The sequence below is a fragment of the Leptothoe sp. EHU-05/26/07-4 genome, assembly GCF_043421015.1.
In the GTDB taxonomy this organism is placed as follows: Bacteria; Cyanobacteriota; Cyanobacteriia; order Phormidesmidales; family Phormidesmidaceae; genus Leptothoe; species Leptothoe turfae.
Genome location: NZ_JAXSQV010000007.1, coordinates 43,047 through 56,532, shown reverse-complemented (window position 1 = coordinate 56,532; position 13,486 = coordinate 43,047). Strand labels below are relative to the sequence as shown.

13 protein-coding genes are annotated in these 13,486 nt (G+C 48.3%); 7 read left to right on the top strand and 6 right to left on the bottom strand.

The features are described 5' to 3' along the window. Positions 1-344 precede the first annotated feature (344 nt). Positions 345-1,949, bottom strand: a complete 1,605-nt coding sequence (locus U2F10_RS24710; protein ID WP_499873577.1) for a DUF6399 domain-containing protein — start codon at positions 1,947-1,949, stop codon at positions 345-347. 139 nt (positions 1,950-2,088) lie between these two features. Here U2F10_RS24710 and U2F10_RS24705 point away from each other — a divergent pair, with 139 nt between their 5' ends. Further along, a complete protein-coding gene (locus U2F10_RS24705; RefSeq protein ID WP_499873576.1) occupies positions 2,089-2,850 on the top strand; it encodes a calcium-binding protein in 762 nt (253 codons plus the stop codon). Positions 2,851-3,091: 241 nt separating this feature from the next. On the opposite strand, the gene U2F10_RS24700 is transcribed toward U2F10_RS24705, so the two are convergent. Beyond that, positions 3,092-3,307: a hypothetical protein gene (locus tag U2F10_RS24700; protein WP_163659138.1), complete on the bottom strand. Its 216-nt coding sequence runs from the start codon at positions 3,305-3,307 to the stop codon at positions 3,092-3,094. A 29-nt stretch (positions 3,308-3,336) separates the two neighbouring features. On the opposite strand from U2F10_RS24700, the gene U2F10_RS24695 reads away from it, so the two are divergent. Further along, positions 3,337-3,882, top strand: a complete 546-nt coding sequence (locus U2F10_RS24695; protein ID WP_163659137.1) for a hypothetical protein — start codon at positions 3,337-3,339, stop codon at positions 3,880-3,882. 203 nt (positions 3,883-4,085) lie between these two features. Here the strand turns inward: U2F10_RS24695 and ftsH2 are convergent, their stop codons facing one another. Further along, positions 4,086-5,978: an ATP-dependent zinc metalloprotease FtsH2 gene (ftsH2, locus tag U2F10_RS24690; protein ID WP_499873575.1), complete on the bottom strand. Its 1,893-nt coding sequence runs from the start codon at positions 5,976-5,978 to the stop codon at positions 4,086-4,088. A gap of 249 nt (positions 5,979-6,227) precedes the next feature. Beyond that, positions 6,228-7,679 carry a glutamate--tRNA ligase gene (gene gltX, locus U2F10_RS24685; protein WP_499059670.1) on the bottom strand — a complete coding sequence of 484 codons (1,452 nt, stop codon included), beginning with the start codon at positions 7,677-7,679 and terminating at the stop codon, positions 6,228-6,230. Positions 7,680-7,724: 45 nt separating this feature from the next. On the opposite strand from gltX, the gene U2F10_RS24680 reads away from it, so the two are divergent. Next, positions 7,725-7,970 carry a DUF1614 domain-containing protein gene (locus U2F10_RS24680; RefSeq protein WP_499874509.1) on the top strand — a complete coding sequence of 82 codons (246 nt, stop codon included), beginning with the start codon at positions 7,725-7,727 and terminating at the stop codon, positions 7,968-7,970. Between the two features lie 107 nt (positions 7,971-8,077). Then, the gene (locus U2F10_RS24675) at positions 8,078-8,509 is read left to right on the top strand and encodes a DUF6918 family protein (RefSeq protein WP_163659134.1); all 432 of its coding nucleotides are present in this window, start codon (positions 8,078-8,080) and stop codon (positions 8,507-8,509) included. Positions 8,510-8,587: 78 nt separating this feature from the next. On the opposite strand, the gene U2F10_RS24670 is transcribed toward U2F10_RS24675, so the two are convergent. Then, positions 8,588-10,615 carry an FAD-dependent oxidoreductase gene (locus U2F10_RS24670; protein ID WP_499873574.1) on the bottom strand — a complete coding sequence of 676 codons (2,028 nt, stop codon included), beginning with the start codon at positions 10,613-10,615 and terminating at the stop codon, positions 8,588-8,590. A 111-nt stretch (positions 10,616-10,726) separates the two neighbouring features. After that, positions 10,727-11,113 carry a RidA family protein gene (locus U2F10_RS24665; RefSeq protein WP_163659132.1) on the bottom strand — a complete coding sequence of 129 codons (387 nt, stop codon included), beginning with the start codon at positions 11,111-11,113 and terminating at the stop codon, positions 10,727-10,729. 359 nt (positions 11,114-11,472) lie between these two features. Between U2F10_RS24665 and U2F10_RS24660 the strand changes: the two genes are divergently transcribed. The 3 genes from U2F10_RS24660 to U2F10_RS24650 all read left to right on the top strand — a co-directional run bounded on the left by U2F10_RS24660 (position 11,473) and on the right by U2F10_RS24650 (position 13,476). Further along, positions 11,473-12,396, top strand: coding sequence for a hypothetical protein (locus U2F10_RS24660; RefSeq protein WP_499873573.1), 924 nt, complete (start codon positions 11,473-11,475; stop codon positions 12,394-12,396). A gap of 125 nt (positions 12,397-12,521) precedes the next feature. Beyond that, positions 12,522-12,944 (top strand): hypothetical protein, encoded by a 423-nt coding sequence (locus U2F10_RS24655; RefSeq protein ID WP_163699559.1) that lies wholly within the window; start codon positions 12,522-12,524, stop codon positions 12,942-12,944. Next, the gene (locus U2F10_RS24650; protein WP_499873572.1) at positions 12,910-13,476 is read left to right on the top strand and encodes a hypothetical protein; all 567 of its coding nucleotides are present in this window, start codon (positions 12,910-12,912) and stop codon (positions 13,474-13,476) included. The genes U2F10_RS24655 and U2F10_RS24650 overlap by 35 nt, the downstream gene beginning before the upstream one ends. Positions 13,477-13,486: the final 10 nt, after the last annotated feature.

Below are 13,486 nucleotides of genomic sequence, written 5' to 3'. Positions count from 1 at the left end.
AGACCGCCATCATCATTTTAGGCTAACTCAAGCTTGTAACTAGGGTGACCTATCCTCCTTACCCTGCAAAAACTACAGAAAGAGCATTGTGACAATTGTTTAATCCCTAGAGAACAACTCATAAAAACCTCTAAAACCTTTAAGTATTAGTGAAATGTATGGATTGCCATCTCCTTAACGTTAGAAATCAATCAAGATAATAATCATCGGGGACAAAATTTAGTAACAACAGTAGAGACAAATCTGTTGACTGCTGATCGCATTCACTGTCCATCAAACCGTAATATTTAGAATCTCATGAGCAGCGCTTTTGTTGAATTGGGTAACTTGTTTGGGGTAACAACTTAAGCCGGGAAAAGTTCTGCGTGTAACGGTTGTATCTGATGTGCTTTATATGACCGTCTAGGCATTGGCAGCTCATCAATCGTACTGAGAATCCATTCAAATAGGTCCGGAAAAGGCTGTCTAAAGAGTCGTTGTGCGGCGGTGGTGCCATCGGGTCGTTTCAGGTCGAAATTGTGAATAATGGTAAGCACCTTCAACGACTGATGAGAAAAGCCTCGGTTGACATGATGGCGCTGCGACAAATAGCCATTGCGCCCTTCGACAGCAGAGGAGGTGCGTTGATACTTTGCACACATCCACTGACACCACTGCACCCAGTGTTGGTGTTGAGGGGCATCCATCTGTAGGGGCATCGTCTGGGCCATGAGCTGATCATAGGCATCGCTAGCGGCCTGTTGATAGCGAGATTTGAGGTGAGGCTGTCGAGTTTTATCAGCTTGTTGTAACCAGTAGACCCAGGGCAACAAGGCTGTCAGTACCCAATTTTGGAGGTCAACCTCCTGAGTTTCAGTGGCTAAGGCCTGGATCACCCACTGCCACCAGGCATGAATCCCCGTGGCAAAATGGGGGATCTGAGCTTGAAAGGTGGCAATCGCTTTTTGAGCCGTATCGCCCCCATAGAGACAAGTCAACTTGCTCAAGGTGCTCAAGGGAACGGTCAGTTGTGTGGTTAAGCCGTCGAAGAATTGCCATTGGGCCGTGTCGAGCGTGAAGGGATGGACCGCTTGGCTAATGTCTGCCAAGGCCTGATGGTAAATGTGTTGATCTTGTTCAAGCTGTTGGTGTTGGTGAGAGAGGGACTCTAGCTGCGAAGACAAGACCTGTTGCTTGGCCTTGTCTGTTGTTTGGCCTAATTGGTGGTGAAGGGTGTCTACTTGTTTTTCAAGCTGAGCGAGTTGACGTCCCAGAGCACTGCCGATAGGACGTCCGAGCGCCCGCATCGCATGGAATAGATCCGCCACACTGGCTGTTCCCAGACCGCAGAGCGCTAGTTTGACCAAGGCACGAGCTCCATCACTGACCATAAAGTGACACTGCCATTGGGTCTGATGCCACCAGGTCTCAGTCTGTTTGAGCCAAGTGTCATAACGGCGGTTCTCACATTCCACTTCTGTAAAAATGAACCCACTGGCTAACTCCACCAGCACCAGAATCGGCAGGCCAAAAAAGGTTTCATCCCCTCCGAGACAGATGCCAGGTTTGTTGACCGGTTGGCACTGCTCGGCTTGCGCCGTTTCGTAGGCCATTATGGCCTCATAGAGACGGTGTTTGAGTTGACGTAGCGCACTCGCAGAACTCCCCACATGGGTATCGAGGTGAACGGCTTTGAAGAACTCCGATAGGCTCTCGGCTCCTACCCCGTGCTTAATGCCAAAGTGATAGATCACCCCCACCACCAGACGTAATAGCCAGGCAGTCCCAGCCGCAGTTTCCCACAAACCTGATTCCGGATGCTGGTTGCGACGTGCAATGGCCTGATGATGACGATGCACACTACTTTTGCTGATGCCAAGGGTGGTTGCTATCGACTCTATCCCTTGCTTTGCATTCGTTTTGATACAATCGGCGACTTTTTGACTGCGCTCTCGTATAGTAAGAGACATCGTTCCCAACTTTACTTTGCATGGGTACGATACATGGCTCTGAGCATTGCTGCAGAGCTCTTTTTCTGGTCTTTGACTGAGGTGTTTATTTATACACACCTGAAAGCTGTATTTATTTCCCGCCTTAAAGAGTTACCCCTTGTTTGAACTTAATGAGTTTTTTGAATTTGATGAATTTGAATTGATTATAGGAACACCAGCCAGTGAACAGCTCAATGGTACTGAAAATAACGAAGTGATTATCGGCCTTCGTGGCGCTGATACAATTAACAGCAACGGTGGTTTTGACCTACTGTTTGGCAATCGCGGCAACGACACCATTGCAGGTGGATCTGAAAGCAATTTTATCTTTGGCGGTCCTGGTAGAGACACTATTTATGCCAACGGTGGTTGGAATATCCTCATCGGTGGTCCTGGTGCTGATCGCATACATGGCAGTAACCAATCAGACTTCATCCTGGGTGGCAGCGGTAGAGATATCATTTATGCCAACGGCGGTGGAGACTTTATCGCGGCTGGTCGTGGTGCTGACAAAATTTACGGCAGCAATCAAGCTGACATCATCCTGGGTGGCAGCGGCAAAGATACGATTTACGCCAACGGTGGTGACGATCTGATTGACGGTGGTGATGGTATTGATACAATCTGGCTCAGTGGTGACGAGACTGTTGTTCTCGATGCAAACAATAGTAAGTACGACATCATCAAGAACTTTCAACTAGGTCGGACTACTTTTGTTGTTAATGACCTTGAGAACTTAAACGTTCAAGGGAGCAGTGACGGCGCTAAAATCTATCAAGGCAATAACCTACTAGCGACCGTTAGCTGGCAATCTGCCAGTGTCTTTGAAAACAACATTAACGACATCTTTGTTACTGAAATCGACGAAGTGGTTGTGTAACACAGCCATTTGGGAAGTTGCAAACAAATAAATAAAGGCTCCAGGATTGCGTTAGTGAGGTTTTGGATGCTGACATCTGATACTTTACCTAGCCAGGAGATCCTGGCTTAAGTTGATACTTCTCATACTACAAATTAGTGCTAATCATCGTCATCGAGAATCATCTTCTTGGAAGAGTCTGATTCTCGATGATAATTTCTCTTGGAATTTTGTCAAACCGTATGCGCTGACAGGAGATCCCTTAATGATAAGCATAGGCTTTATACACACATGGCTCAGCGATCCTCAGCATTGCAGCATCCATCACACCTGGATTGGGATTGCTACTTAAGGCTATAAATTCCTGACTGGTGTATGTATTTCGGATTGTATCAATTATACACTGACCAAGTTCCTCAAACTTCTGATCTGAGAATATGCCCAACTGGGTGATGCGAGCTGTTATTTCAAAAGCCATGCTAGAGGTGTCTTCTCAAGAAAGCGCGAATGATGTCTTTAAAGAAAATAGATGGCAAGCAACTCTTTAAGCTTGGATTACTAGGCCTAGGAGTAGGCATATGTAATATTGTCGCGGTGATGCCTGCTTTAGCATCTCCTGCACCTATATTTGAGCCGGTTCTTGATGAACTTACCACTTCAAACTTTGCTGTACGCCTTCCCACGTCTGTACCCACCGACGTGGAACTACATCCCTTTACTCGAAACAAACATCCTGGGTTCCATATCCTCACTGTTGGTACCTCACCTGAATGTTCAGGTGAGCGTTGTCTGGCCTTTAACATTGTGACCATCCCAGAGCCCAACACCTGGCCAACTCCAGAGGAAAATCGTTTAACGCCTCTGACACCCGTTGTCTTAGGCAACGGTATTCAAGGCTATACCGCTGAGGCCATGGGCTTTGCATCTGTGGAATGGATGCAGGATGGCACGCTCTATATATTGAACTACAGTACAGATATACTGTCGTTTGAGGATGCGATCGCAATGGCCACGTCTATGGCAACTGAACCACCGGTTTCAGGAGCACAATAACCAACACTTGAGTAATACCAACTTCGAGTTCATTAAACCTGAACCAAGTTCTTCCAGAACCAAACCGCTTTTCTGTTCTAGGACAATGGACAATCCATAAAAACAGAAATGGTGAGGTCGTTAAACGACCTCACCACTCACAGATTTATGTAACGAGAGCCTCTATGGCCAGTTCTTACAATGAATTGGCCAGCAGTAGCTTATTACAAAACAGGTACAAACTGCTCTTTCTCAGGGACTGTAGTATACTCAGCCACAATCTGACGGAACTCATCTCCGTCAAGAGTCTCTTTCTCAATGAGAATATCGACCACGCGGTCCACAGCTGCACGATTATCTTGAACCATGCGCTTAGCATCGTCGTAGCACTGCTCAACAATGTTGCGAACTTGTTCATCGATGCGCTGAGAGACGGTTTCAGAATATTCAGAACGATTACCCCAGCTGCCGCCAAGGAAAACCTCACCCTGAGGATTCTCTAGAGCCAACGCCCCCAACTCAGCAGACATACCAAAGCGGGTAACCATTTGACGGGCCATGGACGTCACCTGTTGCAAGTCGTTCCCCGCTCCCGTGGTAACCTCAGCCTCACCAAAGATGATGTCCTCAGCGGCACGCCCCCCTAGGGCACCGGTAATCCGAGCCAAAAGCTGGGCACGGGAAATCAACATCTGGTCTTCGCTGGGGGTAAACCAAGTTAAACCTTGAGCCTGGCCCCGGGGAATCAAAGTCACCTTCTGCACAGGATCATGGGCCTTAACCAGGGTGCCAATCAGTGCGTGACCAACTTCGTGGTATGCAATCAAACGCTTGCTCTTACCGTCGACTAAAGGTGTGCCTTCCATACCGGCGATGACGCGATCAACGGCATCATCAATTTCCAGCATCGTAATGGCTTCCTTACGACGACGAGCGGTAAGAATAGCCGCCTCGTTCAGCAAGTTGGCTAAGTCAGCACCTGTGAAACCAGGTGTGCGACGTGCGATCGCATCCAAGGAAATCTCATCCGCCAGCTTCTTATTGCGGGCATGGACTTCCAGAACCGCAATACGACCCTTAACATCAGGTGGATCAACCGATACCTGACGGTCAAAGCGACCGGGACGTAACAGCGCCGAGTCAAGTACATCAACACGGTTAGTCGCTGCAATCACGATAATGCCGCTGTTGCCCTCAAAACCGTCCATCTCGGTCAGCATTTGGTTGAGGGTTTGCTCGCGCTCATCGTTACCACCCCCGATACCAGAACCACGGGAGCGGCCAACGGCGTCAATCTCATCAATAAAGATGATGCAAGGAGCATTTTCCTTCGCTTTCTTAAACAGGTCGCGAACACGAGACGCACCAACACCCACAAACATCTCTACAAATTCAGAACCAGAGATGCTGAAAAAAGGCACACCCGCTTCACCTGCAATGGCTTTGGCCAGCAGAGTTTTACCAGTTCCTGGAGGGCCAACAAGCAAAACACCTTTGGGGATGCGAGCACCCACAGCTGTAAAGCGCTCAGGTTTCTTCAAGAAAGTCACCACCTCTTGCAGCTCTTCCTTGGCTTCATCAATACCTGCCACATCATCGAACATGATGCCGGTCTTAGCTTCCATCATGAAACGAGCCTTTGATTTACCAAAGTTCATGGCCTGACCGGGACCACCGCCAACGCCACCGTTGGAGCGACGGAATAGGAAAAATAAACCTGCAATTAGCAAGAACGGGAATAGCAGATTGCCCAGAATACCAACCAAAGCACCGTCGTTACGAGGTGGGTGGGAATCCAAACTGATGTCAGAGTCGCGGAGACGCTCAACGAGCTCAGGCGCACTACCGGGTAGGTCCACACGCCAGCGCATAACGCGGTTATCTAGTTGTGGATCAACCGCTTCAATAATGGCTGTCCGGCCACCATCATAGAGGTCAACCGCTGTCACTCGACCAGCATCTATATAGTCTAAAAACCGGCCGTAGGTCATACGGGTACTTGCCGTATTACGACTCATGTTTGCGGGGTCTCCGCCCATGGAACCTTGCCAGAAGAAAAACCCAATTAACAGGGCTGGCAATGTCCAGAGCAAAATGACTCTCCAAGAAAGCTTCATATCTCGGTGGCCTCGTTTTGATTAACAGTCCTAACTGCCTAAGCAGATTGAAAAGCAAGTTCTAAAGCAAGCTATAAAAACCTGTGAGTTGACTAAAAGCCTGCCAATGGCATTTTCTTAAGTCGATTAGGTTTAATTAACTACATTGTTTACTAAATGTAACGTAATTTCTCAGATACAGGCAATCCGTTACGTAGTCACTATGTTACCGGGTGATCACAAGCTAGCTGTTTAGTCGGTCTAAAACCATTAACTAGTAGCTATTGCGATCGCACGTTCCAGACGCCCCTGATCAAAACCACGCTGGTGCAAAATCACCCAGGACTCCACTAGGTCTGGTCCTTGCATATCCCCCATTAGGGCTGCTCTCAGGGATCTCATAATCAGACCTTTTTTCACCCCCAATGCCTTAGTCACCTGATTAATCAGACCTTTGGCATCACCCACCTCATTTAGGCCTGCATGGGCTTTAAGGGTATCTAAAACAGCCTGCATTGCATCCGCCACACCATCTTTTTTAAGCTGCGCTACCGCTGCCTCAGAGAACTCCATGGTCGGCATAAAGAAAAAGCGGCTCAGGTCAACACAATCTTTTAAGCGAGTCAGACTAGGCCCTGCTAAGGCAGCTAACTTGAGCAACCAGTCTTGATCAGCCTCTGTATCAAATTCATACCCCGCATCTTTTAGATAAGGAGTCATCAGTGCTAACAAACTCTCTGGGGATTTCTGATGCAGGTACTGGCTATTGATCCAGTCCAGCTTATCCCAGTCAAATTTAGCGCCAGCCTTATTGACCCGGTCAAAGCTAAACAGCTTTGCAGCCTCATCTAAGGTGAATAGCTCTTGGGCATCAGGGGCAGACCAACCCAGCAACGTCATATAGTTGGCCAGCGCTGCAGCAGTAAAGCCCATCGTCTGAAAGTCAGAAATAGAGGTGACTCCATCACGCTTGGACAGCTTGGCACCCTTTTCATTCAAAATCAGCGGTGTGTGGGCAAACTGGGGCACAGGCATCCCCATGGCCTCGTATAGCAAGATTTGCTTCGGAGTATTGCCCACATGATCTTCACCACGAATGACGTGGGTAATGCCCATATCGGCATCATCGACCACCACTACAAAGTTATAGAGGGGCTGACCAATTTCTGTACTTGAGGAGGCGCGAGCAATCACCATGTCGCCCCCCAAATCACGACCTTTCCAATTGACGGGACCACGCACCATGTCGTTCCAGGTAATGTCACGGTCGTCATCAATTTTGAAACGAATCACCGCCTGACGTCCCTCTGCTTCAAAAGCAGCAATTTGCTCAGGGGTGAGATCGCGATGCTGATTGTTATAACGGGGTGCTTCACTACGGGCTTTTTGCCGCTCGCGCATCTCATTCAGTTCTTCGGGAGTTTCGTAAGCACGATAGGCCAGTCCTTGATCTAGCAACTCCTGAATTTTTGGCTGATAGAGACCCATGCGCTGGGTTTGATACACGGGCTCCTCATCCCAGGTCAGACCTAGCCATTGCAAGCCATCCATAATGTTCTGGGTGTACTCAGGCTTAGAACGCTCTAGATCGGTGTCTTCTACTCGCAGAATAAACGTACCGCCCTGGGCACGAGCAAAAAGCCAGTTAAAAACTGCGGTTCTGGCTGTCCCAATGTGGAGATTGCCAGTGGGACTCGGAGCAATCCGAACGCGAACAGACATGGTTGATAGTGCCAAAAACGAAACAGCTAGGTCTATCAGCGTACTATATGGCAGCCTGTAGAGGTTGCACCGTTTACAGCAGTGATCTGTGCCTGGTTATTGGGTGCTGTAGCTCCTCCTAGCATTACTTTTAGAGGTGGTATTTTGGGCACACTGGTGCGTGCAGAGCTATTACACCTAAGGGATATGGAATGCCTATCCCTTGGTGATCTCAGCATTGGCGGAGCGGGCGTCTTTGATGTCATTGCACTATATGGTTTATTTGCACTACTACTCACTCAGACTGCTTAAAGATCCCGCAAAGTTGTCTGAGAAAGAACACCAAGTTGGAACAATGATAGTGTCAATAATTCTCTAAGAATTAGACCGATTTATATTGATATTTAGGGCCAAGCTTTATGCTGAGTGAAAAGATTCAAGATGCAGCTATACGAGCAAGCATCGCCGATGACTGCGCTAAATTAATTGATAAGCAAGTAGCTGCTAAAGGTGGCCTCACTGGCATGGCCATGAAAACTGCCTACGGTGTGATCAAAGGAGTTGGCGCAGGTTACATCCCTGGTGCCATTAATCGACTACTCCCCGATGCGTGCAAAGCCCTTGAACCTATTTGGCAAGAAGGTGCAGCAGCGGGTGACCCAGTCAAATACCTCAGTGAAAATAGCGATCGCACCGCTGACAGCATCTTAAGTGTGACCGATGCCCGTATTCAAAACACCAGCAATGGCGTCGTTAGCGGAACGTATAAAAAACTACGTAAATCCGTTAAGAATGACGTAGAAGCTGCCGTTCCTGACCTGGCGCAAATCATCTACAGCCACGCCGCTTAACACGGACTCAAAATCCCATCCCTGCGTAGGGGCAGCACCTTATGCCTGCCCCTTTGTCCTAATAAATAGGATTTGGTATTACCAAACTCGCCAGTCTTCCCAATCAAGGTTGAAGATAGACGTATCAGGAAAAGCGGTAGGATTGCCACGTTCTTGCAACCGTTGCTGTAGCTCCAAAAGCTCAGGCTCAAATCGAGGTAAATCATCCACCAAGCTATAGGGCAACAGTTGATTCTCCAGCGCATAGTCAATGGTTGCACCAGCAGCGATGCCCACCGACCACTCAAACGAATGAACACGATAGGCGGCAGCAGCAATCGTACTGGTGGCAATACTCTTCCCCGCAACCAGCATGTTGTCGATCTCCTGGGGAATCAGCGCCCGCAGGGGAATCTGACCAGGATAACTCTGCCCATGGGCTCGCCGTACACCAGCCCGTTCAGTATTGCCTGGCAGCTCAGGCGGTGCTAACTCCATACAAGGATGAAAGTCGATGGCATACTGAGCAATGCCCAATGAATCTGGAAAGATAGTGGAACGGGTGCGGCGAGGGATATCTGTTGCAGCCTTATTTTCTCCGATAGCGGCAGCGGTTTCTAAACCGGCCAATGCCCGGCGCAATTGTAGATACATACCATCGGGTAACTGAGTCTGGTAATACTCATCGCTATAGTCCACACGGGAAATGTCAATCTCATTGATCATGAATCCCTCCAGATGACCATAAGCAGGTCGTCCTATAATTCGACGTCCCTCGCGGATATAGGGATGCTTGGATAAGCCGTGGGCTGTATTCATAGGGGCATCAAAACCGGTGAGAAATCGATGACGAAGATCCACACTTTTAATGCCATAGCCCAGCTGAGAATCTGACAATCCACCAATCAACCAGTGGTAATAGCTGAAGGCATTTTCTTCACCCCGGCGCAGAGTATCTACACGCAACCCACCTAGCCAACCGCCAGGTTCTAGCTGGCCTGTAGCTTCCAGCTGCTCATGGGAATAGATCAGGTTGTCTACGAATGTACCTGGTCGGTAGTCATTGCCCCAGGTCCAATTTTGCATGGAGATATCGCCGGGCTTAATATCACTAACTCCAAAAATACGGCGCTCGGGTCGGTTACCCGGTGCCCATAGCCGCCGATAAGTAAAGACAAAATCAATGTAGTTGGTGTTGTCGCGCTCGCGTTCAAAGCTGAAATATGGAGCGTAAATGTCGTAATACTCTGGTCGTTCCTGCACTTGGGCCTCTTCAGTCCGCTCCATTGCGAACGTATAGGTAAACCCCTGGGTGCAGTAGGCATCGCCCGTCAAGGTGGGCGAAGACGGGTTGAGATAGGACTTTGGATCTAGACCTAAACGATAGGGCACCCCCGACAGTGCAATCAATTCGCCCGTTTCGGTGGCCTCAACCACGTACCAATCAGCAGGTCCTTCATTGCCAGTAGGCTGAAAGCGAATAATGTTTTTGCTTAAACGCTCTGAATCTTCATAGCGATAGACATCTTCGTAGAAGGCAGATAACGGCTCGGTATTGAGGGGAGGTGTACCCGGTGCTGGGCTGTGTTGGATTGCGATCGCACTTTCAATCATGGAGCCATCAATATCCAACTCCTTCACCACTGTTGAAGGAAACCACTTCAGGGTTCCATCCCCCTCACGGGCTGCCTCATTCAGCATATCCACCAAAATATCGTGGGCATCAGCAGGCAAAAAACAAACTGCACTAACCCAGCAGTCCCCTGGATTCTGGCGACCATAGAGATCCAGTACCCGTTGCCGCAGGTCTTTATAACCTGACGCATAAAACAAAAGTTGACGCTGCATTCTAGCTTCATCTAAGGCAGTTGTCCCCTGAGACGTCAGCTGCCCCCCTAACCAGTCAGTCATCTCTGTCAGGCAAACTGTTCGTCCAGCGTGCAAACTCTCGTAGGCGGTAGACACCCCCGCAAGGCCACCACCCACCACCAAGACATCACAGCTTTCAGTTTGCTCAATACGATTGGGCTGGGCTGCCAACGGGCTAGCCAGGAGGAGTAAGAGACCAATGGCCGAGAAGAGGCGCTGACCAAAAGAGCTTAAAAGCAAGCTAGCAGAAATTCGCATATAGGTCCTTCCTTAGTCACTGACATTACTGCGCCCAACACTATATCCGAGCACTAAACCCAATAAATTGAGAATTCATGGCCGATACAGACAGAAGCAGTAGGATACACATCAGCTACCACAGTAAACAATTAAATCAATTTCAACATCGCCATACCCGGCCAGAGCGGTTATTCCCACAGTGGTTCGACTGGGTAACCGCGCCTGGTCAAAGTAAGACGCATAGACTTGATTAACAATCTCGTAGTAGCGAAAGTCCGTGACAAAAATTCGAACCATCACAACATTTTGAAAGCTTGTACCCGCATGGGTTAACACCCGTTTCAGGTTTTCCATCACCTGCCGCGTTTGCGCTTCAACATCCAGCTTTAAGACTTCACCAGACTCAGGATCTTCAGATAACTGCCCTGTCACAAAGAGAAAATCTCCAGCCTTTACAGCATGGGAGTAAGGAGCAACTGGAGGTAGTGCATCAGGCAAGGTAATAAATTCAAGCATGGTAGATCAGCCACGGTAGTTGGTGCTGATCTATTTGCTCATTGAAAGAGAATTGGGCATTCAAACAACCTACTTCATTAAAGAATTGCGCTCACGCCGCCCCTGCTGTGATTAAAAGCAACCATAGGTCAGCAGACTTGAGGCACCGAATTCCCCATACAGGTCACCACAATCGTCCCTAAACCCCAGAAATATAGAACATTGGATCAAGCAGCCGTTAGCCAGCTCAATCGCAGACATAGCCAGGAAATTCACACCTAAAATCAACCTGAAATATGATCATTTAAACGAGATTTATGATACATTTGTATTAGTTGATGAGGCATATGTTCTATTAGTTCCTCGTCCTCTTCTGCAATATGAACGATTTAGATATGGAACTTCAGACGATTCGGCAGAAGCTACAAACCCTGAAAGCCTCTCCTCCCGAAACAATGGCAGCTCCTTGGAGCCCGTCACGATTGACTGCGCCTTCCCCTAATTTAGCCCAGGTGACCACGGCAATTGAGACCCTACGGCAACGCTCAGGTCAAACACTGTCATCGTCTCCAGTTCCTGGTTCTAGTTTGCAGCAGTTTGATGCTGCGCTTGGTGCCGTTGAGCAGCTGGCACAGCAGCAACGACAAGCCTTGCGACGATTACAGTCCGTAGGTGATAGCCTGATTCAACACATCCAACCGGGTACATCGCCAGATATTGATGACATCACTCGCTTTTTAGCAGAATGCCAGGCCATTCAGATCCCCACTGTTCAACGTGATGCCGATGGATATTTAGAATTGATCTATCATACGGTCGATTTTCACCAGGCTGAGCACGACGCTACGTCAAATGCACAAACCTTAAGGTTGCGATCTCAGTCACTATTCAAACACCCGCTCCATCAAGAACAAGGGCGTTCTAATGGTTTTGACGATCAGGATTATCGCAAAACCAATGGCACAGGCTTTGCGAGCGACCTCAGGCGTGTTTATCAGCAACTGTCTGGATCTATCCAACGATGGACACGCCGCTATCTACACTCTAGACAACAAACACGGGTTTCACAATTTACCCTCCTAGACAGTGCAATTTGGTGCATTGGTGCAGCCATTTTCCGGCTGATTCTAAATCAACTGTTTCAAATTAACCCAGCACTATGGCCGCCAGTAGCATTTATTCTCATTGCTGGCATTACCCTCAGTCTTTACAGAGCTATTCTTAGCCCCCACCCCGATCCAGTATTAGGGTATCGCACACTTATGATCATCCTCGGTTTGCTGGTCGGCGGTCGTTTTGCCTAACCCCAACAACCACAATCACTACAACAGATATCAGAGCTTTTATACATTTTCACTAAAAGCAGTGTAGTTAGTTTTGTCATGCAGTTTCTTTCCTACTCATTTCATTCTTTCCCAAGAGGTCTCCCATGGTTTACCCCAACAATGTTCCCCATCGCCCTCGGTCACAAAGTCTAGGTCCCAAACCTCTAGTGGCAGCTAGTCTAGCCATGATTCTCACAGCTTTACTGATCGATTTTAATGGCATCAAAAACTTTTTTACATCCGCTAGTACAGCTAGCCAACAAGCCCATTGTAATGATGTAGTAAGTGATGACGCCAAACTATCTCGAGAACAGTTAGCCCAACTCCTCACCATCCCAGAACGAGATGCCAAAGAGAGAGTTCGACAAGTCGTCAGCGAACCCTATTGTGCATTACCCACACTCAAAGTCCGATCTGGGGTGGATGCGGAACGAGAAGCCTATCCCCTTGCATTTGATCCTGGTACAACCCTTGTGATTCTCTACGAAAATAATGAGTATGCAGGTTATCGTTTCAGCTTTGAGTAGGTCTCAGCACAGGCTTTGGATTGTATTCTTTGGCTTATTGCTAAGTAGTTGTCAATCCCAAGCAATACCCCCCAAACGAGTCATTAATATCCAACAACAATGGGAGCTGGAACCCGGCGATAAAATTGCAGACCATCTTGTCGTTGGCAGTTTAGGCGATATTTCCATTCAGCTTAAGCATCAACCCTTAAGAGCACCGTTTCCAGGCAAAGTGGAGCCCAGCACATTCGAACAGTGCGTAATTTATTCCACCCCTGAAGTTCCAGCTTACCTGTTTCGATTTTGTGGTTTGCAAAGGCCCAGACTTGGCAACATTAAAGCCGGGCAAACCATGGGTGGAGGACGTCACATACAATTTGCCACATTACGCCGTCAGCCCGATGGCACTTGGATTATTGTTGAACCCTCGACCGGAGTTTTAGAACGAGCCATTTCCCAACATAATCCTGGCAGATCTCCCACTAAAGATGAGACAAATCAGGATCAAGTCCAATCACCTCAGACACAAAAAGGAAAAAAATCTGTTAACTAACAAATGTTTC